This is a genomic window from Brevundimonas sp., from assembly GCF_036405315.1.
In the GTDB taxonomy this organism is placed as follows: Bacteria; Pseudomonadota; Alphaproteobacteria; order Caulobacterales; family Caulobacteraceae; genus Brevundimonas.
In genome coordinates, this window is the sequence record NZ_DASWXW010000058.1 from 16,314 (window position 1) to 39,847 (window position 23,534).

General features: G+C 66.6%; 21 protein-coding genes. 6 read left to right on the plus strand and 15 right to left on the minus strand.

Features of this window, described 5'->3' with window-relative positions:
• Window positions 1-118 precede the first annotated feature (118 nt).
• From VGE49_RS03725 to VGE49_RS03735, 3 genes are all read left to right on the plus strand, one after another.
• Window positions 119-1,555: an amino acid permease gene (locus VGE49_RS03725; protein WP_331033237.1), complete on the plus strand. Its 1,437-nt coding sequence runs from the start codon at window positions 119-121 to the stop codon at window positions 1,553-1,555.
• Window positions 1,556-1,871: 316 nt separating this feature from the next.
• A complete protein-coding gene (locus VGE49_RS03730) occupies window positions 1,872-3,404 on the plus strand; it encodes a tyrosine-type recombinase/integrase (RefSeq protein WP_331033238.1) in 1,533 nt (510 codons plus the stop codon).
• Between the two features lie 706 nt (window positions 3,405-4,110).
• On the plus strand, window positions 4,111-4,311 hold the full coding sequence (locus VGE49_RS03735; protein ID WP_331033239.1) for a hypothetical protein: 201 nt from the start codon (window positions 4,111-4,113) through the stop codon (window positions 4,309-4,311).
• A gap of 92 nt (window positions 4,312-4,403) precedes the next feature.
• On the opposite strand, the gene VGE49_RS03740 is transcribed toward VGE49_RS03735, so the two are convergent.
• The 3 genes from VGE49_RS03740 to VGE49_RS03755 form a co-directional block, all read right to left on the minus strand.
• A complete protein-coding gene (locus tag VGE49_RS03740; RefSeq protein ID WP_331033240.1) occupies window positions 4,404-5,651 on the minus strand; it encodes a copper resistance protein B in 1,248 nt (415 codons plus the stop codon).
• Entirely contained in the window at window positions 5,648-7,420 is a 1,773-nt protein-coding gene (locus VGE49_RS03745; protein ID WP_414643595.1) for a copper resistance system multicopper oxidase, read from the minus strand. The genes VGE49_RS03740 and VGE49_RS03745 overlap by 4 nt, the downstream gene beginning before the upstream one ends.
• A 388-nt stretch (window positions 7,421-7,808) precedes the next feature.
• Window positions 7,809-7,961: a hypothetical protein gene (locus VGE49_RS03755; RefSeq protein WP_331033242.1), complete on the minus strand. Its 153-nt coding sequence runs from the start codon at window positions 7,959-7,961 to the stop codon at window positions 7,809-7,811.
• A 157-nt stretch (window positions 7,962-8,118) separates the two neighbouring features.
• Between VGE49_RS03755 and VGE49_RS03760 the strand changes: the two genes are divergently transcribed.
• Window positions 8,119-8,346 carry a heavy-metal-associated domain-containing protein gene (locus VGE49_RS03760; protein ID WP_331033243.1) on the plus strand — a complete coding sequence of 76 codons (228 nt, stop codon included), beginning with the start codon at window positions 8,119-8,121 and terminating at the stop codon, window positions 8,344-8,346.
• A 2-nt stretch (window positions 8,347-8,348) separates the two neighbouring features.
• Entirely contained in the window at window positions 8,349-8,837 is a 489-nt protein-coding gene (locus VGE49_RS03765; RefSeq protein WP_331033244.1) for a DUF411 domain-containing protein, read from the plus strand.
• Window positions 8,838-9,109: 272 nt separating this feature from the next.
• On the opposite strand, the gene VGE49_RS03770 is transcribed toward VGE49_RS03765, so the two are convergent.
• The 3 genes from VGE49_RS03770 to VGE49_RS03780 all read right to left on the minus strand — a co-directional run bounded on the left by VGE49_RS03770 (window position 9,110) and on the right by VGE49_RS03780 (window position 10,236).
• On the minus strand, window positions 9,110-9,247 hold the full coding sequence (locus VGE49_RS03770) for a hypothetical protein (RefSeq protein WP_331033245.1): 138 nt from the start codon (window positions 9,245-9,247) through the stop codon (window positions 9,110-9,112).
• A gap of 167 nt (window positions 9,248-9,414) precedes the next feature.
• A complete protein-coding gene (locus VGE49_RS03775; protein WP_331033246.1) occupies window positions 9,415-9,558 on the minus strand; it encodes a hypothetical protein in 144 nt (47 codons plus the stop codon).
• Between the two features lie 9 nt (window positions 9,559-9,567).
• Window positions 9,568-10,236 carry a methyltransferase family protein gene (locus VGE49_RS03780; protein WP_331033247.1) on the minus strand — a complete coding sequence of 223 codons (669 nt, stop codon included), beginning with the start codon at window positions 10,234-10,236 and terminating at the stop codon, window positions 9,568-9,570.
• 292 nt (window positions 10,237-10,528) lie between these two features.
• Between VGE49_RS03780 and VGE49_RS03785 the strand changes: the two genes are divergently transcribed.
• Window positions 10,529-11,737 carry an MFS transporter gene (locus VGE49_RS03785; protein WP_331033248.1) on the plus strand — a complete coding sequence of 403 codons (1,209 nt, stop codon included), beginning with the start codon at window positions 10,529-10,531 and terminating at the stop codon, window positions 11,735-11,737.
• Between the two features lie 53 nt (window positions 11,738-11,790).
• Here the strand turns inward: VGE49_RS03785 and VGE49_RS03790 are convergent, their stop codons facing one another.
• The 9 genes from VGE49_RS03790 to VGE49_RS03830 form a co-directional block, all read right to left on the minus strand.
• Window positions 11,791-12,225, minus strand: coding sequence for a CBS domain-containing protein (locus VGE49_RS03790; RefSeq protein ID WP_331033249.1), 435 nt, complete (start codon window positions 12,223-12,225; stop codon window positions 11,791-11,793).
• Between the two features lie 354 nt (window positions 12,226-12,579).
• Window positions 12,580-12,954, minus strand: a complete 375-nt coding sequence (locus VGE49_RS03795; protein WP_331033250.1) for a copper-binding protein — start codon at window positions 12,952-12,954, stop codon at window positions 12,580-12,582.
• A complete protein-coding gene (locus tag VGE49_RS03800) occupies window positions 12,951-16,100 on the minus strand; it encodes an efflux RND transporter permease subunit (RefSeq protein WP_331033251.1) in 3,150 nt (1,049 codons plus the stop codon). The genes VGE49_RS03795 and VGE49_RS03800 overlap by 4 nt, the downstream gene beginning before the upstream one ends.
• Window positions 16,097-17,386, minus strand: coding sequence for an efflux RND transporter periplasmic adaptor subunit (locus VGE49_RS03805; protein WP_331033252.1), 1,290 nt, complete (start codon window positions 17,384-17,386; stop codon window positions 16,097-16,099). The genes VGE49_RS03800 and VGE49_RS03805 overlap by 4 nt, the downstream gene beginning before the upstream one ends.
• Window positions 17,383-18,567: a TolC family protein gene (locus VGE49_RS03810; RefSeq protein WP_331033253.1), complete on the minus strand. Its 1,185-nt coding sequence runs from the start codon at window positions 18,565-18,567 to the stop codon at window positions 17,383-17,385. Before VGE49_RS03810 ends, VGE49_RS03805 begins: the two co-directional genes overlap by 4 nt.
• 455 nt (window positions 18,568-19,022) lie before the next feature.
• A complete protein-coding gene (locus VGE49_RS03815) occupies window positions 19,023-19,388 on the minus strand; it encodes a hypothetical protein (protein WP_331033254.1) in 366 nt (121 codons plus the stop codon).
• A 109-nt stretch (window positions 19,389-19,497) separates the two neighbouring features.
• Window positions 19,498-19,899: a copper resistance CopC family protein gene (locus VGE49_RS03820; protein WP_331033255.1), complete on the minus strand. Its 402-nt coding sequence runs from the start codon at window positions 19,897-19,899 to the stop codon at window positions 19,498-19,500.
• A 420-nt stretch (window positions 19,900-20,319) separates the two neighbouring features.
• A complete protein-coding gene (locus VGE49_RS03825) occupies window positions 20,320-20,973 on the minus strand; it encodes a copper resistance protein B (RefSeq protein WP_331033256.1) in 654 nt (217 codons plus the stop codon).
• 644 nt (window positions 20,974-21,617) lie between these two features.
• Window positions 21,618-23,450 carry a copper resistance system multicopper oxidase gene (locus VGE49_RS03830; RefSeq protein WP_331033257.1) on the minus strand — a complete coding sequence of 611 codons (1,833 nt, stop codon included), beginning with the start codon at window positions 23,448-23,450 and terminating at the stop codon, window positions 21,618-21,620.
• Window positions 23,451-23,534 lie beyond the last annotated feature (84 nt).

Below are 23,534 nucleotides of genomic sequence, written 5' to 3' on the forward strand. Positions count from 1 at the left end.
TTCGACCGGCGGCCTTTTTCATGAGCGCATGACATCGGAAGCCCTCAGTCTTTTGTGATGGGTCGCTGAGCGCCTATGGCACTAATTTGATCACTCCCCCATCACGCAGGAGCCCCGAATGGGCCGTTGGAACACGCGCAAGCGCATCGATGCAACCCCTCAGGACGGCCAGAGCCTGGCGCGCACCCTGAGCTGGCCGCATCTGATCGCCATGGGCGTCGGCGCCATCGTCGGCACCGGCATCCTGACCCTGATCGGCATCGGCGCCGACAAGGCCGGTCCTGCGGTACTGCTATCCTTCCTGATCGCCGGCTTCGTCTGCGCCTGCGCCGCCTTGGCCTATGCCGAGATGGCGGCCATGATTCCGGCGTCGGGCAGCGCCTACACCTACTCCTACGTTGTCATGGGCGAGGTCTTCGCCTGGATCATCGGCTGGAGCCTGATCCTGGAATACAGCCTGGTGGTCAGCGCCGTAGCGGTCAGTTGGTCGGGCTATGCCGCGCCGTTACTGAACAGCTGGCTGGGCGCGCCCATGGCCCTGATGCAGGCGCCCCACGTTGGCGGCATCGCCAACCTGCCGGCCCTCTTCATCATCCTGGCGGTCGCCGGCCTTCTGATCGCCGGCACGCGCAAGAGCGCCGGCCTGACCATGATCCTGGTGGCGGTGAAGCTCTCGGCCCTGGCGATTTTCGTCTGGTTCGCCCTGCCGCATTTCAACGCCGCCAATCTGGAGCCCTTCAGCCCCTACGGCTTCGCCCGCAACATGAGCAGCGACGGGATCGAGCGCGGCGTCATGGCGGCGGCGGCCATCATCTTCTCGGCCTTCTACGGCTTCGACGCCATCGCCACCGCCGCCGAGGAAACCCGCAATCCGAAACGCGACCTGGCCATCGGCATCATGGGCTCGATGCTGGCCTGTGCGGCCATCTACACCGTGATCGCCCTCGCCGCGCTCGGCGCCGCCCCCTTCACCCGCTTCGCCAACAGCCCCGAGCCGCTGGCCCTGATCCTGCGCGAGATCAATCAGCCCGGCGCCGCCCGCTTCCTGGCCGTCACCGCCGTCATTACGCTGCCGACCGTGATCATGGCCTTCTTCTACGGCCAGAGCAGGATCTTCTTCGTCATGGCGCGCGACGGCCTGCTGCCCCACGGCCTGTCCAAGGTGTCGTCGAGCGGCGCGCCCGTGCGGATCACCCTGTTCACGGGCGCCGTGGTGGGCGTCATCGCCCTCTTCTTCCCGCTGGATGAGATCGTCGCCCTGGCCAACGCCGGCACCCTGGTCGCCTTCTCAGCCGTCGCCCTCTGCATGCTGATCATGCGCCGTCGCGCCCCCGACGCGCCGCGCGGGTTCCGCACGCCCCTGGCTTGGGTGGTCGGGCCCATCGCCGTCGCCGGCTGTCTCTACCTGCTGGCCAGCCTGCCGCAGAAGACCCAGATCTGGTTCCTGATCTGGAACCTGGCGGGGGTTGGTCTCTATCTGGCCTACGGCCGTCGCCACAGCCTGGCGGGACGGCCGATGGCCGGACGCGCCGACAGCACGCGGGATCCCAATTAGGTCCCGCAGTCGGGCGGCGGTCAGGCCAGGGGCCCTACCCAAGCCATCCCAGCCGCCGCCCATCAATGCTGATAGTATTTGAAATTTGGTAGGCGGCGACGGGTTCGAACCGCCGACCCTCTCGGTGTAAATCGCCCCAGATGCCATTTCTGGGCTTTTCATCACATTACAAAACTCGCCTAAGTGACTGAACATAAAAGAATCGAGGTTTGCACACCTGTGCACGGGTTTGCAGTGAATCTTGCACCGACTGCCCCCCTATTGCCCCCCTTGATGGTAGGCTGGGCGCGTCTGATTTGCTCAGGACGTAGCCTCCATGCCAACCCAGGTCATCACGACAGATCGCCAGATCGTCGGCCTCAAGCCGCTCGACTGTCGGTTCGAGCGCCGTGTTTCCGGCGCCCGAGGTCTTAGCCTGCGGGTCTGGCCGTCTGGCCTGAGGCAGTTCGAGGTTCGATACGCGGTCAAAGACGGACCTCGGCGTAGGGTGATCCTTGGCGACTATCCCGAGGTGTCGCTTGCCGATGCACGGCAAAAGGCGACCGAACTCAGGCTTGAACTTCTCAAGGGCGTCGACCCCGTCGCGGAGCGCGCCGCCGCCCAGCTTCCCGCTCCGCCCCAGGACTCTTTGGACGAAGTCGCGGAGACCTACTGGGCTGCAGCGGAGCTGGGTCTGCATGGCGGTCGCCGAAGGCCCAAACGTCCAAGGACGATCGCCAACGAGCGCCACCTCTGGAAACGTCATATCTCGCCATCCCTCGGTACGACGGCGCCGCGCGATTTGAAGCGCGCCGAGGTCAAGACCTTCATGCGTTCGCTCGTGACCGAGCGGCGCCTCTCCGCCGCCAGCGCGGCTTCGATTGGCGGGCTTCTTCACAGCGTCATGGCCTTCTGTGTTCAGGAGGAGATGATCGATGCCAATCCCGTGGTCGGTCTCGCTCGGCCTCTGGCTCTGGTTTCACGCGACCGGATGCTGGACGACGCCGGACTGAGGCTGGTTTGGGACATTGCGCTGGACGGCGTACAGCCTCGGCCGCCCGGTTACCTCAATGTCGGCCTTGCGGCGCGGCCCGAACCGGTCATGGCGCTCGCCATCCAGTTGCTCATGCTCACCCTGACGCGCCGCAACGAGGTCGCGGGCGCGCGAAAGGCGGAGTTCGACCTGAACGCCGCGCTCTGGGTGATTCCGGCGGACCGGGCCAAGGCCAACCGTCAGCACGTCGTCCCGCTGAGCCCGCAGGCTCTGGAGGTGCTCGGTGCAGCGATCGCACTCGATCCCGACAGCCCCTTCGTCTTCCCCTCCCCGCGCGTCGCCGATCAATGCATTGACGAGCAGGCGATCACGCGAACTTTTTCGCGCATCTTCGAGCGCAGGAAGCTGCCGCTTCGATCGCCTCATGATGTCCGCCGAACGGGCGCGACGACCTTGACGGGGCGCTACGGCGTCACCCGTTTCATCGTCGGTCTCGTGCTCGGCCATACGCCAAAGGACGGCGCAGCAGTCACGGCCGTCTACGACCGCTATACCTATGTGCCGGAGAAGCGCGACGCTCTCGTCAAATGGGCGGAGCACCTTACCGGAGCGCGATCCGAAACTGATGTTGCTTCGGCTGCCGACGAAGCCAGTGTTCCGGGGCGAACCGCAGACCTGGAGACGGCCAAGGTCCGTGCGCTCGCGCTCTGCGTCGATGGCCGGACGCAGCAGGCGGTGCTGACGATGTGCATGGCGGCCAGTCGGGAGGGCTCGGTCTCACCAACCCACCTGGATTTGCTTTCTGCCGTCGGCCTGGACCTCGCCAGTCGCAACGACTGGTCAGAGCTGGAGGCGTGGATCAACGGCTTCGGGTGAGGAGCGTGAGCGCTTCCGGAGAGGCGAGACCCGGATACGCCAGACTACTCAATGGCCGCTCGGCCCGCATTGCGGTTTGTAAAACTGGATGTCGCGGGTTCGATTCCTGCAACCGGCACCATTTTTTCAATATCTTAGCTCTGCAAAAGCGGACTTCGTTGACCCTCCGATCATTTGCGGCAGAGTGGACCCAGGATCGCCGTCGCCCTCAGCCGAGGGTGCCCCTGGAACGTTCATCTCATGACCTCCGACGCCTCACACCAGTCGCCGCTCGATCGTGAAATTTCCCTCCAACTTGCTGCTGATCGGACCGAGACCGGCCTGTCGCTTTCCGGCGCCGTAGCCCATGGAAGGTCTCGATCATTTCCTCGGCTGCGGTGCGGCCGGCCTTCGGGGACAGGACGCGCTCGAGGATCGACGCCAAAAGGACGAGATCCGCATCCTCGGGCTGGGGTTCGATCTGGCGATGAAGGACGACGGCAGAGTTGGTCGACATGGCGACCTCCGTTCTGGCGCTCCCGATTGGAGCGCCCCTGGCCGCCCTTCCTCCTCCTTTGCCGCAAGGGGGCAGCCTGAGGTTCGGAGTTCCCCCAACCGCCCTGCCGAACAAACACCGTTCTTCTGGACATGAGGACGCCACCCTCGTTAGAAGACCCCCATCGCCCGCAACCTCACGTAGGCGCAGACGGACAAGCGGGGGCTTTCCATGACAGAAGATGCGGCGACCCTCAGTCTGCGCGCGCACCTCGCCCGCGAGATCCTGGGGTGGATGAACGACGCTTTCGCTGGCGTCGATTTCGAGGCGCCGTCCGACAAGGTCATCGAAGGCCTGACCCTGGCCTGGAGCGGCGTGGTTCTTCGCGTCGAGGCCATAGACCACGCCGCCCTGACGACGACCCGATCCTGACCAACTGCCTATTCACCCCCGCAGGGCTTAGGGGCGCTTGACCCAGAGTAGGAACCGGAGACGGTCCTGCGACCGTCTCCGACTTTTCGACGTCAGAACCAGGCCTTGATCCCGACGACCAGACGCGTCGCATCCACGTCGTCGCCGCGGGCCTTGGCGTAGTCGGCGGTGTCGCCGAACGAGCGGCTCCACTCGACCCCGACATAGGGCGCGAACTCCTTGCGGATTTCATAGCGCAGACGCAGCCCCGCCGTGACCGAGGTCAGGCCCGAACCGATCTCCAGCTCGGGAATGTCGCTGGCCGAGAAGGCTGCCTCGATCGCGGGCTGCAGGATCCATCTCTGGGTGATGCGCTGGTCGTATTCAGCCTCGGCGCGGGCGGTCAGATCGCCCTCGGTCGACAGGAAGGCGGCGGCGCTCATCTCGAACCAGTAGGGCGCGACGCCCTGCACCCCGACCGTCAGATGGGTCGTGTCGTCGCCATCCGGGCGGAAGTCTTGCCGCACGCCCGCCTGCACGTCCCAGAAGGGCGCGACAGCGCGGCTATAGAGGGCCTGGACCTCGGCGTCGTGCAGCTGACCGCCGAACGCGCCCTCGCCTTCGGTCTTCCACCAGAAGCGGTTGATGTCGCCGCCGGTCCAGCCTTGGGCGTTCCAGCTGTAGCTCTTCTCGCCGTCGCCGAAGCCGGCCTCGATCGAGTCGATCAGGACCGCGGTGGTGCGGACGTCGCCGTTCTCGACCAGCAGTTGCTTGCGCGACGCCGCCATGACGGCAGGGTCGAACAGCAGGTCAGCCGCATGGGCGGGCGCGGCGAGGGCGGCGGCGGGCGGCGGGGTCTCGACCATGCGACCGCCGACCGCGTCCACGCTGGTCGGGATGTTGGGCGCGCCGCCGGCCATGGCCGACATGTCGTGCCCGGCATGGGGATCAGCCGCGGGCGTCTGGCCCATGTTGTGACCCGCGTGAGGATCAGCCGTCGGCGCCGTCTGCATCCCGCTCATGTCATGACCGGCGTGCGGATCAGCCGCAGCCGCCGGAGCTGCCCCCATGTTGTGGCCGGCATGAGGGTCGGCGGCAGGCGCCTGGGCCGGAGCCGTCTGCATCCTGCTCATGTCATGACCGGCGTGCGGATCAGCCGGCGCCGCCGGGGCGGCTGGCGCGACGCGGCGCGGCTGAGGTGCGGCAGCGCGCGGCTTGGGCGTCGGCCGGACCTGCGGCGGGCGGGCGGGCGCGGCGTGGGCGCCGTGGGCGCCATGCCCCCCGTGGGCCTGAGCGACGGCGGAACCGGCGGCCAGCATCAGGGGCAGAACCGCGGCAGCGGCGAACAGGGCGCGGCTCATCGGGCGGCTCCTTCCAGCGGACGAACCGTGACGACGTTGAACATCCCCGCATGCATGTGCATCAGCAGGTGGCAGTGGAAGGCCCAGTCGCCCGGCGCATTGGCGGTCAGGTCGAAGGTCACCTTGCCCCCCGGCGCCACATTGACCGTGTGCTTCAGCGGCTGATGTCCATCGTGGCCGTTGACCAGCTCGAAGAAGTGGCCGTGCAGGTGGATCGGGTGGGCCATCATGGTGTCGTTGACCAGGGTCACGCGGACCCGCTCGTTCAGCTCGAACCGGATCGGCTCGACCAATTCGGAGAACTTGCGGCCGTCGAAGCCCCACATGAACCGTTCCATATTACCGGTCAGGTGGATTTCCATCGACCGCGACGGCGGGCGGGTGTCCGTGTTGGGCGTCAGGGAGCGCAGATCGGTATAGACCAGCACCCGGTGATCGACGTCCTGAAGACCCTGCGGCCGCTCGCCCAGACGGTTGGCCGGCGCGGGCGCGATGGCGTCCACCCCGACGCCGACCGCCATGTCGGCGGGGGCATTGTTCGGGTCGCGCATACTCATGGCGCCGTGGTCCATCGGCGCGGCGGCTGCGGCTCCGGCAGCAGCGCCGTGAGCGGAGTGGTCCATCCCGGCCATGCTGCCGTGATCCATCCCGCCCATCCCCATGTCGGCCATGGTCAGGTTTGGCACCTTGCGCAGCGGCGGCACTTCGGCGGTCATGCCCAGACGCGGGGCCAGGGTCGCGCGGCCCATGCCCGAACGGTCGATGGCTTCTGAGACGATGGTGTAGGCGCGGTCCTCAAGCGGGCGGACGATGACATCATAGGTCTCGGCGACCGATATCTGGAACTCGTCGATCTCGACCGGGCGGACATGCTCGCCGTCGGCCTGGACCACGGTCATGGCCAGACCCGGAATGCGGACGTTGAAGATCGACATAGCCGAGGCGTTAATGACGCGCAGACGCACCCGCTCGCCGGGCCGGAAAAGGCCGGTCCAGTTCTCTTCCGGGCCGTGACCGTTGACCAGATAGGTGTAGGTGGTGCCGTTGACGTCCAGGATGTCGCGCGGGTCCATCCGCATCCCGCCCCACATCCGGCGCTCGGCCAGATCCATCCCGTCCGACCCGTCCAGCAAGCCCGCCAGGGTGGTCTTCTGCATGTTGAAGTAGCCGGGGCTCTTCTTCAGCTTGGCCAGGATTTCGTGCGGATGCAGGAAGCTCCAGTCCGACAGGACCAGAACGTGCTCGCGGTCATAGCCGACCGGATCGGCGCCCGCCGGGTCGATGACGATGGGGCCGTAGTGGCCCATGGCTTCCTGCAGGCCCGAGTGGCTGTGATACCAATAGGTGCCCGACTGCTTCAGCGGGAACTCATAGACAAAGGTCTCGCGCGGCTTGATGCCAGGGAAGCTGACGCCCGGCACGCCATCCATCTGGAACGGCAGCAGCAGGCCGTGCCAGTGGATCGAGGTGTCCTCGTCCAGCGTATTGGTCACCGACAGACGCACGTTCTGGCCCTCGCGCATCCGCAGCAGGGGCGCAGGCAGCAGGCCGTTGACGGTGAAGGCGTGGCCGGTGCGACCGCCGACGGTGAAGTTGGAATGGCCCACCGTCAGGTCAATGTTCGGCCCCGTGAGCGTCGGCAGGTCGGCGCGCAGCCCGGGTGAACCCGTCTGGGCCCAGGCCGGCATCAGGCCGGAGAGGCCCAGTATTCCGCCGCTGGCGGCGGCGCCCCGCAACAGGGATCTGCGATCGAGAGCCATGCTCGACATATGATGGATCATCCTTCTTGAATGCGGCTCGCCGCCGACGACTTCGAAGCGAGCTTCACTGGGTACTACGCACCCGCTAGCCGTTTCCCCTTGCGACAGGTCGCCACACAAGCGTGCGCGGGCCAGTAAGCGGCCAAGAGGTCGCATTTCAGGCGAAGCGGCGGCAAATCCTTCCAAAGACGTCGCGCTTATCTGGCGTCGAGCCGCGTCAGGATCGCCTGCATCCGGGCGACCTCATCGTCCTGCGCCCGCACGATCTGGTCGCACAGGGCCAGGATATCCCGATCGCGCATCGAGGCCTGCTCGCACGCCAGTATCGCGCCGGAATGGTGGGGGGATCATGGAGCGGAGGAACTCCCTGTCGCCCACCCCCGCCTGGCCCGCATGCCTACGAAGCCAGGTCGAACACTGCGGCGGCCTCGCCGACGATCACCAGATTCAGCTTACGCGACGGATACATGGATCCCATGAACCAGAGCATGAGGATCGCCGTGGGCGTGACCAACTCGATCCCGAATGAGCGGTATTGCCCCTTGTTCACGGCGCGCCTCCTGCCTGTCGACTATCCGGATCCCGCGGCGCCCGGCGCATGAAGGTCGCTCAGCCAACCAACCCGAAAAATCATGATTCCGGCCGTTGACCTTCCCATAAGGGGAAGGATTAGAACCGACAGGCGTCAAATGTTGAAAGGTCCGCCCATGTCCGCTCACGGCCCCGGAGTTACTGATCTACAGGTGCTCAACATCCCCAAGATCCGCTGCGGCGGCTGCGTCGCCGGCGTCGAGAAGGCCATTCATTCCGTCGACGCCTCGGCCCAGATCACCGCCGACATCGAGGCCCGCCGTGTCGAGGTGACGACCAGCGCCGACCCTAAAACCCTAATGGCCGCGCTTGCAGACGCCGGCTATCCGGCCGAGGCTGCCTGATCATGAACAAGCTCAAGCTTTCCGCTCTCGCCGCCGGCGTCGCCATCCTGGGCGGCGCGGGCTTCCTCCTGAACGGCCTGCCCACCGTGGCCCAGGCCTCGGACATGACCGTCTACAAGAGCGATTCCTGCGGCTGCTGCGGCGGCTGGGTCGAGCATATGCGCAAGGCCGGCTACGCCATCCGCGTCGTTCCGACCGACGACCTGGCCCCGGTGAAGACCCGCCTCGGCGTGCCCGAGTCCCTGTGGGCCTGCCACACGGCCGTCGTCGACGGCAAGGTGATCGAGGGCCACGTCCCCGCTGCCGCCGTCAACGCCTTCCTGAAGTCACCCGGAGCCTCGCGCGGCATCGGCGTGGGCGGCATGCCGACCGGCTCGCCCGGCATGGAGGCCCCCGGCTACGCCCCCGAACGCTACGACGTCATGCGCTTCGGCAGCGGCGCCCCCGCCCCCTTCATGACCTTTGAAGGCGCGAACCCGGTTCGTCGCTAAAAGCACAAGGCCCCGTCAGCTCGCGCCCAAGCTTGTCGACGGGGCCTTTTCATATCCTCAGTCGCGGACCGGTTCGCCGCCCGGGCGACACGGCGATGACCCGCAACGAGGTGGAACCGGCCTATGTCGCCGAACGCATCGCCCTCCTCCGCGACATTCGTCCGCGAGGCCTGCAAAGCCCGACTGGCCCAACGGCAACAAGACGCAGCATCCGATGTGTAGGCGGCTCGCTGCGGTCAGGGACGAGAACGACAGCTCGACCGCAGCCAGACCTATTTCGAGGGGGTTCGCAGGTATTTCACCAACGCCGCGATCCCAAGCACAGCCAGCACGACGGCGAGGAGCCATTGAAGGCCCATCGCCAGCATCATCATGCCGCCCATGCCGCTCATCATATTCATGCCGTTCATCGTCGCGATGCATCCTGACAATCAATCGGCGGAAGCCAGTCTGGATAGCCATTCTCGGGGCGATCGCCGCTCTGCCCTACGCAACCCCGCGAGAGCGTAGGGGTTCCGAAGCCCCGGCCCAGGTTGAGGATGGGTCGCGAAGGAAATCGCCTAGTGGCCTGGCTGGCCTATTCTTCCCGTTTCGTATCGGTGTCGTTCTCACGCTTCGGAGCGTCCGTCTTCCGCCGGCGGCGCGCCTTCATGATCATGGGCGCCACGCAGCAGATAAACAGCAACATAGCGACGATGGTTATGACGAGGTTCTGATCCATGACAGGCTCCTAGACAGATCTTCCTCCCGACCTGGGTGATGCGACCCACCGCACCAGCGAACCCCATGCCGCACGCCTTGGAATGAACATCGGGGTCTGGCTGCAGTATCGCCTGTAGGCTTCGCCGTACTGGCCGAGCAGTTGTCGTTCCTCGCTCCTGGCGAGCCATGCATAGGCGATGACAATCACCGGAAAGGCCGCGAGAGAGAAGATGGTGGGCCAGTGGATCACCCCTTCGCCCAGAATCGCCAGGAAAAGTCCGGTGTATTGCGGGTGCCGCATATAGGCGTATGCGCCCTGCGTAACGAGCCGGCCTTCCCTCGCCCCCGAATGCAGTTGCCGCCAGGCGATAACGACCAGCATGAGCCCGAAGGCCGCAACGCCGTATCCCACGACCATCGACACGTACATGATCTCGGGAATGCCGGTCAGGTAGACCCACAGATTTCCGCGCCAAAGCCCACTTCCCGCGTCGAGGCCGAAGACGCGGGTGATCACGTAGAGCGTGAGCGGAAACCCATACATCTCGGCGTAGAAGGCCATGAGGAAGGCTTGCAGGACGCCGGCGCGCGTCCATTCTCGCCATGTCCGGGGGGCCAGATAGCGGTAGAGAATCCAAGAGATCACGGCGATCGATATCGCCGCTGCTCCCCAATAGGTCCGGTCATGCATCAGCATGCCTTCCTGCTCAGGCCCACTCAGCCGCCAACTCGCGCCAGATCGCTAATGGTTAGCTTCAGGAACCCGTCCAAGGCGCCATCGTTCCGCTGACCGCCCCTTGCAGACATCGTGGTCCAACGGCAGCGACCGGCCCAATTGCGGCGCCGCCAGAACCGTCGTTTCTCGAGGACGGGCTCGCGCCGCACGTCGTATCCAGAGGACGCGCTTTGCGCTGCACGATAGTGTCGGAGCATGGAATCCGTGACGACGCTCGGGTCTGACGGACCCTTCGGCGGCAGGAGGAAGGTTGATGATCGGTCGAGGCTTGCGAGCGGTCCCGCGCGGCGTCTGGGCCCTGGGGTTCGTATCCATGTTCATGGACATCTCCTCGGAGATGATTCACAGCCTGCTGCCCATCTTCCTTGTCACCACCCTGGGCGCCAGCGTCGCCCTGGTCGGCGTGGTCGAGGGCGTATCCGAAGCCGGCGCGTCCATCACCAAGGTCTTCTCGGGCTGGCTCAGCGACCGGCTGGGCAAACGGAAACTTCTAGCCGTTCTCGGCTATGGTCTCGGCGCTGGGTCCAAGCCTTTCTTCCCCCTGGCCGTGACGCCGTTCGAGGTGCTGGGCGCCCGTTTCGTCGATCGGATCGGCAAGGGTCTGAGAGGCGCGCCGCGTGATGCGCTCGTCGCCGACATCACGGAGCCCGGGAACCGGGGCGCTGCGTTCGGGCTTCGTCAGTCGCTGGACACGATCGGCGCCTTCATGGGTCCCATGATCGCCATCCTGCTCATGCTGGCCCTGGCAGGCGACATTCGGGCCGTGTTCGCCTGGGCCGTCGTCCCCGCCGTCATCGCGGTGCTTCTGCTCGTTTTCGGCGTCGAGGAACCGAAGAAGCATGGCGAAGCCAGGACCGCGCGCGCGCCCATCCGATGGAGCGAGGTCAAGGCCATGGGACGGCCCTTCTGGTCGATCGTCGCTGTCGGCGTCGTGTTCACCATGGCCCGGTTCAGCGAAGCCTTCCTGGTCCTGAGGGCTCAGGACGTCGGCCTCGCCATCGCCCTGGTTCCAGCGGTGATGATCGTGATGAACGTGGTCTACGCTGCTGTCGCAGCGCCTGTCGGAGCCTTGTCCGACCATCTCGATCGGAGAATCCTGCTGGCCTTGGGGCTGGGCGTTCTGGTGCTGGCCGACATCGTCCTGGCCTTCGCCCCCTCGATCGGGGGCGTGCTGATCGGGGTGGTCCTCTGGGGGCTCCATATGGGCATGACTCAAGGTCTGCTGGCTGCCTTGATCGCCGACACGGCCCCCGCTCGATTGCGGGGAACCGCCTTCGGCGTCTTCAATCTCGCGACCGGCGCCGCCTTGCTGGCGGCGAGCACCCTGGCGGGCGGGCTCTGGTCTCTGGCGGGACCGCAAGCCGCCTTTCTATCAGGCGCCGCCTTCAGCATCGTCGCCATGATCGGCTTGGCGCTGCTTTATATGCGAGGGAGACCGGGCAAGCCTAACGCCCGCGGATAGGCATCAATCCAGGTCGCTCGTCTCATCACAAAAGAACGACCAGGCATGGAGCCTCAATGCTGACTATGACGAGCGCTCGGTTCGGTTACTCCTGCAAGCGCCGCAGCGGCCTGTGAACCATTTCCACCGACCTGGCTGATGTCGCCAAGGGATATGATCCCCACCAGCCGCTTGCTCCGACTAAGGACCGGGAGCCGGCGGACTTGCAGTGCGCCCATCTGGGAGGCGACGTCGTCAAGGCTCTCATCATCGAAGCAGTAAAGGACCTCGGCGCTCATGATATCGCGTACAGGCGTTTTCGGACCTCGGTCTTCCGCGACCGCGCGAACCGCCAGATCGCGATCAGTGATCATCCCGACCAACCGGTCATTCTCGCCGACCGGCAGGAAACCGGCGTCGATCTTCTTCATCATCCGCGCAGCGTCGCCGATGGAGTCGCCGGGCGAGCAGACCTGCACGTCCGTGCTCATGCATTCGTTGACTTTCATCATCCTGTTCCTTGCTAATCGCCTTGTCTCTGGAACGGACGCCAAACGCGAAGGACATCATTCCTGGGTCAAGGCTGTCCGCTGGGGCAGTCCCGATCTATCCGTGCCGGGGAAGGCGTCCGGACAGGTCGGGACCGCAGTCCTCGGGACGACCAGAGGACGTCATCGGAAACCGACCAGACCTCGCTCGGTTCCGGCGCCGCTCGGGTTGGTTTCTCGAGCCTTCTCGCCCTGACGGCTTGAAGCCCTGCCGCAGAACAGACCGTAGTCGCAATGCCCAGGGCCTGGGGCCTAGGGGCCAGCCGACGACGCAGCGTTTGCCCCATCGTCGACCTTCTCCCGGGACGACCGTGCCTATTCGGGCCGGATCGCGGTCACTTCGGATTCACGACCGCGCACCGTCACGTCGAACTGGACGCGCTCGCCGACCTTGGCCTTTTCGACCACGGTCGGGGCCGCCTTGAAGCTCATCGTCATGGCGGGCCAGTCAACGCCCGGGATCGGACCGTGATCGATCGTGACCGAGCCCGCCGCCGCATCGACCTTCGTGATCACGCCCGTTCCGACGCCGGATTTGACGGCTTCGGCCGAGGCCATGGGCGTGGCGGCCATGTCGCCGGAGGTCGCCGGGGCGGCGGCCGGCGCCTCGACCGGCGCAGGCTCCGTCTTCTGGTTGCAGGCGCCGAGGCCGATGGCCAGACCGGCCGACAGAATGAGGGCGTGTTTCATTTGGGTTCTCCAGGGTTGGACGCGGGGTTGGGTAGCTTTCGACGGCGAAGCAGGAGGTATCCGGCCGGGATCACCAGCATGGACAGCAAGGGCGCCGTCAGCATGCCGCCGATGACCGGCGCGGCGATGCGGCTCATGATTTCCGATCCGGCGCCGTGGCCGATCAGGATCGGCAACAGGCCGGCGATGATGACAGCGACCGTCATGGCCTTGGGCCGGACCCGAAGCAGCGCCCCCTCCCGGACCGCCGCCTCCACCTGATCGCGATCAGGGTTCAGTCCCCGATCCGCCAGGGCGTGCTTGAGGTAGATCAGCATCACCACGCCGAACTCGGCCGACAAGCCGGCCAGGGCGATGAAACCGACGCCGGTCGCCACCGACTGGTGATAGCCCAGCAGGTAGAGCATCCAGATTCCGCCGGTCAGGGCGAAGGGCAAGGTGGCCATGATCAGCAAGGCCTCGTCGAAACGACCGAACGTCAGATACAGCAGAATGAAGATGATCACGAGCGTGACCGGAGCCACGATCTTGAGCCGGTTCGCCGCCCGCTCCAGATATTCGTACTGCCCCGAGTAGGCGATGACGACGCCCTGGCTCAGGCGCACATCCCTGGCCACGGCCTTTTTCAGATCGGCGACGACAGACGCCAGGTCTCGCCCACGGACATCGACATAGACCCAGGTCGAGGGGCGTCCGTTCTCCGACTTCAGCATGGGAGGGCCGTCGGCGATCTCCAGCTTCGCGACCGTGCCCAGGGTGATCTGCTGACCCGACGGCGTCAGGACCGGCAGCGCCCGCAGTTGCTCAAGATCATCCCGTAGTTCGCGCGGATAGCGCACATTGATCGGATAGCGAGCCAGGCCCTCGACGGTCTGGCCGATCGTCTCGCCACCAATGGCGCCGGCCACGATCGACTGGACATCGGCGATGTTCAGCCCGTATCGGCCCGCCGCCTCCCGGTCGATGTCGATATCGACATAGCGCCCCCCGGTCAGCCGCTCGGCCAGGGCCGAGGTGACGCCCGGCACGGTCTGGGCGACCTTGGCCACGTCGGCGCCGATGCGGTCGATCTCGGCAAGGTCAGCCCCGGAGACCTTGACCCCGATCGGGCTCTTGATCCCGGTCGCCAGCATGTCGATGCGGTTGCGGATCGGAGGCACCCAGAGATTGGCCAGGCCTGGCGCGCGCACGACGCGGTCCAGCTCCTCGACCAGTTTCTCCGGCGTCATGCCGGGCCGCCACTGATCGCGCGGCTTGAACTGGATGGTGGTCTCGAACATCTCCAGCGGCGCGGCGTCGGTCGCGGTTTCGGCTCGCCCCGCCTTGCCGAACACGGTGGCGACCTCGGGCACGGAACGGATCATCCGATCCGTCTGCTGCAAAAGCTCGGCGGCCTTGGCGGTCGAAAGTCCCGGCAGGGCCGAGGGCATATAGAGCAGGTCGCCCTCGTCCATCGGCGGCATGAACTCCCCGCCCAGCTGGCTCAGGGGCCAGGCCGTGGTGGCGAAGGCCAGGACGGCTATGGCCAGGGTGGTCCGGGGCCGTTTCAGCACCCAGTCGAGCGGCCGACGATAGAGCCGCGTCAGCCAGCGATTGATCGGATTGCTCTGTTCGGCGGGTATTCGTCCCCGGATCAGATAGCCCATCAGCACGGGAACCAGGGTGACCGACAGAATGGCCGCCGCGGCCATGGCGTAGCTCTTGGTGAAGGCGAGCGGAGCGAACAGCCGCCCCTCCTGCGCCTGGAGCGTAAAGACCGGCACGAAGGACAGGGTGATGATCACGAGGCTGAGGAACAGGGCCGGGCCGACCTCGGCGGCCGCCTCGGTGATGACGGTCCAGCGCGTCTCGCCGGTCAGCTTCTGGTCGGGATGGTCGTGCTCCCATCGCTCGATATGCTTGTGGGCGTTCTCGATCATGACGATCGCCCCGTCGACCATGGCCCCGATGGCGATGGCGATCCCGCCCAGCGACATGATGTTGGCGTTCACCCCCTGGGCGTGCATCAGCAGAAAGGCCGCCAGCACCCCCAGCGGCAGGGTCAGGATGGCGACGAGCGCCGAACGCGCGTGCCACAAGAACAGGCCGCAGACGAGCGCGACGATCATGAACTCCTCGATCAGCTTCTGGCTGAGGTTGGAGACGGCGCGGTCGATCAGTTGCGAGCGGTCGTAGGTCGTGACGACCTCCACGCCCGCCGGCAGGCCGGCCTTCAGGGTCTGGAGCTTGTCGCGCACGGCCTTGATGGTGGCCCGCGCGTTCTCGCCCGAGCGCAGCACCACCACGCCGCCGGCCACCTCGCCCTCGCCGTTCAGTTCGGCGATGCTGCGCCGCATCTCCGGGCCGATCTGGATCGTCGCCACGTCGCCCAGCGTCACGGGCGCGCCGCCGGCCGCGGTGCGGATCGGTATGGCGCGGAAGTCATCCAGATTGGTCAGATAGCCATTGGCCCGGACCATGTATTCGGCCTCGGCCAGTTCCAGCACCGAGCCGCCTGTTTCGGCGTTGGCGCGCTGGACGGCCTCGACCGCCTGCTGGTGCATGACGCCGTAGCCAGCCAGTTTGATCGGGTCCAGAACGACCTGATACTGCCGCACCATGCCGCCGATGGCCGCGACCTCGGCGACCCCCGGCACGGTCTTGAGCTCATAGCGCAGGAACCAGTCCTGCAGGCTGCGAAGCTGCGCCAGATCGTGACGCCCGGTCCGGTCGACCAGGGCGTATTCATAGATCCAGCCAACGCCGGTGGCGTCCGGCCCCAGCGCGGGCCGGGCGCTGTCGGGGAGCCTGGACTGGACCTGGCTGAGGTATTCCAGCACCCGCGACCGGGCCCAGTAGAGGTCGGTTCCGTCCTCGAACAGGACATAGACATAGCTGTCGCCGAAGAAGGAGTAGCCGCGCACCGTCTTGGCGCCCGGCACCGACAACATGGTGGTCGCCAGGGGATAGGTGACCTGGTTCTCGACGATCTGCGGCGCCTGGCCGGGGTAGCTGGTGCGGATGATGACCTGGACATCCGACAGGTCCGGCAGGGCGTCGACCGAGGTGTTCCTGACCGCCCACAGCCCCGCGACCAGCAGGGCCAGCGCCGCCATCAGGACGAAAACCCGCCCCTTGACCGAGGCTCTGATGATGCGGGCGATCATCGGCCCGGCTCCTTCATCGCCATCCCGGCGGCGGGCGACGCCGCCGGGGGCGCGGCGTCGCCGATGGGTCGCGCCGCGACGCCCGACAGGCTGGCCTCGGAATCGATCAGGAACTGCCCCGAGGCGATGACCTGCTCTCCGGCGCGGAGGCCCGCCAGGATTTCCGTCTGGCCGCCGCTCTCACGTCCGATACGGACCTGGGCCGGCTGATAGCGCCCCTCGGGCAGGGCCAGCATGACGATGTCGCGCTGACCCGTGCGGATGACCGCCTCGGACGGCACAAGAAGCGCAGAGGTCGTCGCCCCGCCGAACACGACCCGGCCGAACATGCCCGGCCGCAGACGTCCGCCCCGGTTCGCCAGTTCGATGCGGCCCGTGAGGGTGCGGCTGTCGCCCGACACCTCGGGCAACAGGGCGGTCAGGCGGCCGGTGAAGCGTTCGGACGGGAAGGCCGTCAGGCCTACCTCCACGGATTGTCCGACCCGCAGTTGTCCGGCGAGGACCTCCGGGATGGCGGCGTTGAGCCAGACGGTCGACAGGCCGCTGATCTCGGCCAGGGCGGCGCCCTGCGTCACGCTCATGCCGCGCCGGACCGCCAGGGTGCGAATGGCGCCGGCCGTCGGACTGGCGATGGTGATGGTGTCCCGCGGCCGACCACTGCGTTCGACCGAGGCGATCAGGCCGTCGGACATCCCCAACAGGACCAGCCGGCGCCGCGCCGCCTGGATCAACGCGGCGTCGCCGGTGCGCCGCAGCGCCAGGTATTCCGTCTGCGCCCCGCCCCAGCTGGGAACCAGCAGATCGACCAGGGGCGCGCCGGCGGCGACGACGTCGCCGGGCGCGCGATCATAGACCCGCTGCACGAAGCCGTCGGCCCGCGACTGCACGATCGCCACATCACGCTGATTGTAGTCGATCACGGCCGTGGCGATCAGATCGCCGCCCAGGCTTCCCATGCGCGCCGTCGCAAACCGAACCCCCAGGTTCTGCGTCAGGGCCGGATCAATGCGCACGCCGCCGGAGGCCGCTCCAGCCCCGCCCTCGTCGGCGTATTTGGCGACCAGGGGCATGTCCATGAAGGGCGACTGACCCGGCTTGTCGAACTTCCGGTCCGGATACATGGGATCATAATAGTAGAGGACCTTGCGGCCCCCTGCCCCGTCAGCGGCAGGAGCGCCCGCGCTCCCGGATCGCTGACCGATCACCAGGCCGGTCCCGACGCCGATCCCCACCAGCACCAGAGCGCTCAGGGCGACGCCGAGGCGATTGTAGCTGAGCCCGCTCATCGGTCGCTCCCATAGGTCAGGGTGATTTCGGCGGCGTGACGCATCACCGCCGCCTCCTTGTCCAGCGCGTCCAGCCGGGCGTTGGCCACGGCGGTGAAGGCCTGGACGATTTCGGCGAGCCCGATCCGACCGGCGGCATAGGCGGCGGTCTCCAGATCGGACTGCTGCACGACGGCGGGCAGGACGATGTCGCGCGCCCTGATCCACTGATCGTGGTCCGTGGCGTGCTGAGCCAGATCGCGCTGCAGGTCCGCCTCCAGTTGGCGGCGCGCCCCCTCGCGCGCCGCTCCCACCCTGCGCGCGTCCGCGGACCGTGCGGCGATCAAGGGTTCCTGACGCTGCCCCTGGAACAGCGGCAGACGCACGCTGGCGCCCACCGAAACCATGTCGCCGAAGGCGGGGTCGCGGCGCTGATAGCTGGCCTCGACCGACCAGTCCGGACGTCGTCCGGCCCTTGCCAGGTCGAGTTCGGCCTGGGCCCGCCGATCCTCGGCATCGTAAGCCTTCAGCACAGGCAGGTTTCCAAGCCCCATGCGCAAAGCCGACGAGTCCGGCGCGTCCGACGGCGGCGCGCCGTCCGTGGTGGGCGCCGGGTCGCCCGTCCACCGGGTCAACACGGCGCGCGCAGCCTCCCGTTCCGCAACCAGCCGGCTGCGCCGATCGTCCAGCGCCGCCTTCAACTGGATCGGCGCCAGGGCCATGGCCGGACGATCCGCGCCCGACGCCACCCCGGATGGCGCAGCGTCCCAGAGCGGTTGAAGCGCCGCCAGGACCGCGTCCACGGCGGACAGCTTGCGGTCTGAATAATAGAGATCGATCCAGGCCAGGCCCGCCGCGATCCGCACCTCGCGCAGCGCCGAAGCGTCGTCGGCGACCGCGACGCCGATCGCGGCCTCGGCCAGGCTGCGCTCCGCTCGACGGCGCGCCCGGCTGGGCAACTCCTGCTCTACGCCGACCCGCAGAGCGGTGAAGTCGTCCTCGCCGAACCGGCCCGCCATGGGGCCGGTCACGGGAAAGCCGTCCAGTCCGAACTTGAGGCTGGGATCGGGCAGCCGTCCGGCCGCGACCACGGCGGCGCGGGCCGCATCGACGCCAAGAGCGCTGGCGCGAAGATCAGGGGCGTCAGAGGCCGCCCGCGCCAGGGCGGCCTCGAAGGTCAGGGGCTCGGCTTGGGCCGACATGGCGCCGAAGGACGCCAACAACGCAAGGACCGAAGGCAGGCCAAGCGCGCGCACTACAGCCCCTCCTGGTCAGGGCGATGCGTCGAGGCGGCCGACGCCGCCTCCCCTTTCGTGCGCTCGACGACAGCCGGAGCCCGATGGGCGGAGCGGCCTTCACGTGGGGCCACGCAAACCACACGGCGAAACACGTCATGGGGGGCGGAAGACGGCGGCGAGACTTGGCGAACACAATCAGAAGCGCTGGTGCGTTCTACGGACTGGCAGGCAGCGACGCCTGACAGGCTGGCGACGGCGAGCACAAGCACGGTCGACCTGGCCGACTGGAAACGGGGGAGCATGGATCCTCCTTTGAAACAGCGTGCATCGGCCACGAACGGCGCGACGCATGGGGCATGGCGTTCCATCGGGATGACAAGGGCGCGCCGCTTGGGGCGCCGATCAAACCGATGGGCGGATCAGGCCTGCTGTTGTGGAGGAGAATGAAGCGGAGCGGGCCCGGCCCCTTCACGCGAGACGTTCAAATGGAGAAAGGCGATCGTACCGCGCGAGGCCGGCGGAGGGATCAGGACGAGCGGCGGCATCGGCGCGGCCACAGCAGCGCACCCCATCTTGGCCATGCAGTCCGGCGTCATGTCCTTGCAGCAGTCGCCGGGGTTTTCGGACCTGTCCCCGTCCATATCCATGGCCTCGGCGCAGTCCATCGCCTCGGCGCCGATCCCGACGTTCTGGAACATCTGGATCGGCATGGCGTGCGCCGTCGACTGGCCGAAGAATCCGGCCAGAGCCAAGGCGACCAAAACTGTGCGGATCAGGTTCCACATCACGGCGTCAGGTTACGCGCTCCAAGCGTCGGCAAGTCAAGATGGGCGGCGAAGCCGACCGACCAGGCCCATATCGGCGCCGGTCGGTCGGCTTCGCCATGAAGACGTCCTAGTGGACCATGAAACGCGTTGCGCCATTCATACGGTGGCCGTCGGCGCCCTCCGCAGACCACGTCAGCACGTGATTTCCCTTGCCCAGAGCGGGCAAGGGCGTCGTCACTGTCGTGCCTGCCGCGGCCTGCACGGGGATGGAGACCGGACGACCGCCGTCCGTAGCCACCGTAAGCGACGTCAGCTTCATCGAATGAGGAAAGGTGATGGTGAAGACGGTCGGCGCCGTCGAAGACATCCAGCCATCGGCCGGCGTCGTCTTCACGCCGTCTTGCGACGGAGCCGGCATCGACATGTTCCCATGACCCGCATGGGGATTGGTCGACGAGCTCTGGGCGGCGGCGGCGCCAACGGAAACCATCGTCATTGCGGCGACGGCGAGGGGAAGGATTTTACGCATATGGGTTGTCTTCCTTAGTTCGGGCTTGGTTTCGGAGAGTGGTCCATGCCGGGCATGTCCGGCATGGTCGACATGTCGTGGCCCGGCATATCATGGCCCGGCATGGGCGCAGACTGGGGCTTGGGTTGCGACGGGCTCACGTTCGGGGTCTGGGACGGACGCCGGGGCTCTCGCGGTGGCGCAGCCTGGACGGGTTCAGCCGTTTTCTGAGGGACGTCCTTGGCCTGCCCCGTCGTCTCGGTCGCTGGGGCTGCTTCCGTAACCGGCGCGACGGCCGGGGCGGTTGTGGTCGCGGCCGGCTCGGCGACCGAGATCGCTTCCTTGGGTTGCGACTGTTCGGCCGCCGGCTGACAGGCCGCCAACAGGCCTGTAGCCGCGAGGGCTGCGGCGATTTGAATCTTCATCATCTTCTCCAAAAAACTAGAACCAGGCCCTGACGCCGACCACCACGCGGGTGTCTTCGGCGCTTCGCCCTCGGGCTTCGGCGAAATCGCGCGTGTCGCCAAAGCGCCTGGTCCATTCGACCCCGACATAGGGCGCGAATTCACGGTGGATCTCGTATCTCAGACGGGCGCCGACCTGCAGGGTGGACAGACCTGACCCGATACCCAGCTCCGGAATATCTTCCGCCGACAGGTTCACCTCCGCACGGGGCTGAAGGATCAGCTTCTGGGTGATCCTCTGATCATATTCGACCTCGGCGCGCGCCGTCAGTTCGCCCTTGCTGGACAGGAAGGCTGCGGCGTCGACTTCAAACCAGTAGGGCGCCAGGCCCTGGACCCCGACGACAAGGTCAGTCCGGTCGCCCTCTGGCCGATAGGTCTGCCTCAGGCCCGTCTGAAAGTCGAAATAGGGCGTGAAGGCGCGGCTGTAGAGGGCCTGGAGTTCAGCTTCCTCGAGCTCTCCGCCGAACTCGCCCTCGCCTTCGGATTTCCACCAGAAGCGATTGATATCTCCGCCGCGCCAGCCCTGGGCCTCCCAGGCATAACCCTCTTCGCCATCCACGGATGTCGCTTCTAGTTGGTCGATCATCACGGCGCTGGCGCGAACATCGCCATGTTCGGCAAGAAGCACCCTTCGCGCCGCCGCCATATCTTCAGCGTTGAAAACCTGATCCGCGACATGGGGGGACCCGCTTAGGGCGCCGGGCGGAGGCGGCGCCTGGGGCGGACGTCCAGGATTGTCTGCCCCAGTGGGAACACTGGGCGGCATGGCCATTCCAGCCATGCCGGACATGTCGTGTCCGGCATGAGGGTCCGTCTGTCCTGAGGGCGCGGCGCCCATAGGCATCATGGACATGTCGTGCCCGGCCGGCGTCGTCGGCGAAGGCTGCGCCTGGCCCATGGTGGACATGTCGTGACCGGCGGGAGGGCTCGCCTGCCCGGTTGGAGCCGCGCCCATCGGCATCATGGACATGTCATGCCCAGCCGGCGTCGTCGGCGAAGGCTGCGCCTGGCCCATGGTGGACATGTCGTGACCGGCGGCGCCGTCTCGGGCGGGCACGGTTCCTGGCGGGCAGGCCGGAGCGCGAGATGCGGTCGTCCTGGCGGAATTCGCCGCCGTGGAAGCCGCAGCAGACGAACCCGGCGCGCCGCATTCCGCGGTCGCGGCCGGAGCCTGACGCGTTGTGGGCAGGGTCGCGCCATGACCGGCGTGGGTCTGGGCGAAGGTCGGCGTCGACGCCAGCAACAGCGGAACCAGAGCAACGGACAGCCGGATCATGACCCCGCGCCTTCCATCGGCCGAATGGTGACGACGTTGAACATGCCTGCGTGCATGTGCAGCAGCAGATGGCAGTGGAAAGCCCAGTCCCCGGGGTTGTCGGCCGTAAGATCGAAACTGACCTTGCCGCCCGGCGCGACGTTGACGGTATGCTTCAACGGCTGATGCCCGTCAGGCCCGCCCGTGACGAGCTCGAAGAAGTGGCCGTGCAGGTGGATCGGGTGGGCCATCATGGTGTCGTTCACCAGGGTGACCCGCACACGCTCATTTCGTTCAAACCGGATCGGTTCGACGAGCTCGCTGAATTTGCGGCCGTCGAAGCCCCACATGAACCGCTCCATATTGCCGGTCAGATGGATCTCCATCGAACGGCTGGGCGGGCGCATGTCCTTGTTCGGAGCGAGCGACACAAGGTCAGTGTAAACCAGCACCCGGTGATCGACCTTCTCCAGGCCCTGCGGCCTTTCGCCCAGACGGTTGGCGGGCATGGGCGAAATGGTCTGAACCCCGACGCCCACGGCCATATTGGGCGGCGCATTGTCAGGATCGCGCATATTCATAGCGCCCATGGATCCGTGATCCATTCCAGCCATGGAGGCGCCGGCCTGGGCGCCTGCGGCGCCATGGTCCATCCCGGCCATGGAGCCGTGATCCATTCCGGCCATGGGTGCGGCCCCCATGCCCTCCATGGCCCCCATGCCGTCCATCCCTCCCATGTCGCCCATGCCCATGTCCTTCATGGTCAGGGTAGGGATTTCACGCAGAGGCGGAACCTCAGCCGTCATGCCCATACGCGGGGCCAGGGTCGCGCGGCCCATGCCCGAACGGTCGATGGCCTCCGACACGATGGTGTAGGCGCGGTCCTCAAGCGGGCGGACGATGACGTCATAGGTTTCGGCGACTGAGATCTGGAACTCGTCCGTTTCAACCGGACGCACGTTCTCGCCGTCGGCCTGGACCACGGTCATGGCCAGACCGGGAATGCGGACGTTGAAGATCGACATGGCCGAGGCGTTGATGACGCGCAGACGCACCCGCTCGCCGGGCCGGAACAGGCCGGTCCAGTTCTCCTGCGGGCCGTGACCGTTGATCAGATAGGTGTAGGTCGTGCCGTTGACGTCGAGGATGTCCCGAGGATCCATCCGCATCCCGCCCCACATCCGGCGCTCCGCGAGGCTCATGCCGTCTGAGCCCGAGAGCAACCCGGCCAGCGTCGTCCGATGGCGATTGAAATATCCGGGGCTTTTCTTGAGCTTCTCCAGGATCTGGTGCGGATGCATGAAGCTCCAGTCCGACAGGACCAGGACATGCTCGCGGTCATAGCCGACCGGATCGGCGCCCGCCGGGTCGATGACGATGGGGCCGTAGTGGCCGAGCGCCTCCTGAAGACCCGAGTGGCTATGATACCAGAAGGTCCCGGACTGCCGGACAGGGAACTCATAGACGAAGGTCTCGCGCGGCTTGATCCCGGGGAAGCTGATCCCGGGCACGCCGTCCATCTGGAAGGGCAAGAGGATGCCGTGCCAGTGGATCGAGGTGTCCTCGTCCAGTTGATTGGTCACAGCCAGGCGAACGTTCTGCCCCTCGCGAAGCCGCAGGAGCGGGGCAGGAAGTTGGCCGTTTATCGTGGTCGCCGTGGCCGTCCGACCATTCACGGTGAAGGGCGACTGTCCGACCGTCAGGTCAATATTTGCCCCCGCCAGCGTCGGGTAGTCTGCACGCAAGCCAGGAGAGCCTGTCTGCGCCCAGGCCGGCAGCAAACCCTGCATCCCCAGCAGTCCGCCGCCAGCGACAGCGGCGCGCAGCAGACTTCGACGATCAAACGTCATGGCACAGTCCTCACCGCCGGTTCGTTCCGAGAAGCGAACCTGGCTCTCCAATAGGATACGCACGCGAGACCGCCCTCCCCTCAG

Bases quoted from the DNA above. Each gene is read 5' to 3' on its own strand.
- VGE49_RS03725 (WP_331033237.1), top strand. From the start codon at position 119: ATGGGCCGTTGGAACACGCGCAAGCGCATCGATGCAACCCCTCAGGAC.
- VGE49_RS03730 (WP_331033238.1), top strand. From the start codon at position 1,872: ATGCCAACCCAGGTCATCACGACAGATCGCCAGATCGTCGGCCTCAAG.
- VGE49_RS03735 (WP_331033239.1), top strand. From the start codon at position 4,111: ATGACAGAAGATGCGGCGACCCTCAGTCTGCGCGCGCACCTCGCCCGC.
- VGE49_RS03740 (WP_331033240.1), bottom strand. From the start codon at position 5,651: ATGAGCCGCGCCCTGTTCGCCGCTGCCGCGGTTCTGCCCCTGATGCTG.
- VGE49_RS03745 (WP_414643595.1), bottom strand. From the start codon at position 7,420: ATGTCGAGCATGGCTCTCGATCGCAGATCCCTGTTGCGGGGCGCCGCC.
- VGE49_RS03760 (WP_331033243.1), top strand. From the start codon at position 8,119: ATGTCCGCTCACGGCCCCGGAGTTACTGATCTACAGGTGCTCAACATC.
- VGE49_RS03765 (WP_331033244.1), top strand. From the start codon at position 8,349: ATGAACAAGCTCAAGCTTTCCGCTCTCGCCGCCGGCGTCGCCATCCTG.
- VGE49_RS03770 (WP_331033245.1), bottom strand. From the start codon at position 9,247: ATGAACGGCATGAATATGATGAGCGGCATGGGCGGCATGATGATGCTG.
- VGE49_RS03775 (WP_331033246.1), bottom strand. From the start codon at position 9,558: ATGGATCAGAACCTCGTCATAACCATCGTCGCTATGTTGCTGTTTATC.
- VGE49_RS03780 (WP_331033247.1), bottom strand. From the start codon at position 10,236: ATGCTGATGCATGACCGGACCTATTGGGGAGCAGCGGCGATATCGATC.
- VGE49_RS03785 (WP_331033248.1), top strand. From the start codon at position 10,529: ATGATCGGTCGAGGCTTGCGAGCGGTCCCGCGCGGCGTCTGGGCCCTG.
- VGE49_RS03790 (WP_331033249.1), bottom strand. From the start codon at position 12,225: ATGAAAGTCAACGAATGCATGAGCACGGACGTGCAGGTCTGCTCGCCC.
- VGE49_RS03795 (WP_331033250.1), bottom strand. From the start codon at position 12,954: ATGAAACACGCCCTCATTCTGTCGGCCGGTCTGGCCATCGGCCTCGGC.
- VGE49_RS03800 (WP_331033251.1), bottom strand. From the start codon at position 16,100: ATGATCGCCCGCATCATCAGAGCCTCGGTCAAGGGGCGGGTTTTCGTC.
- VGE49_RS03805 (WP_331033252.1), bottom strand. From the start codon at position 17,386: ATGAGCGGGCTCAGCTACAATCGCCTCGGCGTCGCCCTGAGCGCTCTG.
- VGE49_RS03810 (WP_331033253.1), bottom strand. From the start codon at position 18,567: ATGTCGGCCCAAGCCGAGCCCCTGACCTTCGAGGCCGCCCTGGCGCGG.
- VGE49_RS03815 (WP_331033254.1), bottom strand. From the start codon at position 19,388: ATGTGGAACCTGATCCGCACAGTTTTGGTCGCCTTGGCTCTGGCCGGA.
- VGE49_RS03820 (WP_331033255.1), bottom strand. From the start codon at position 19,899: ATGCGTAAAATCCTTCCCCTCGCCGTCGCCGCAATGACGATGGTTTCC.
- VGE49_RS03830 (WP_331033257.1), bottom strand. From the start codon at position 23,450: ATGACGTTTGATCGTCGAAGTCTGCTGCGCGCCGCTGTCGCTGGCGGC.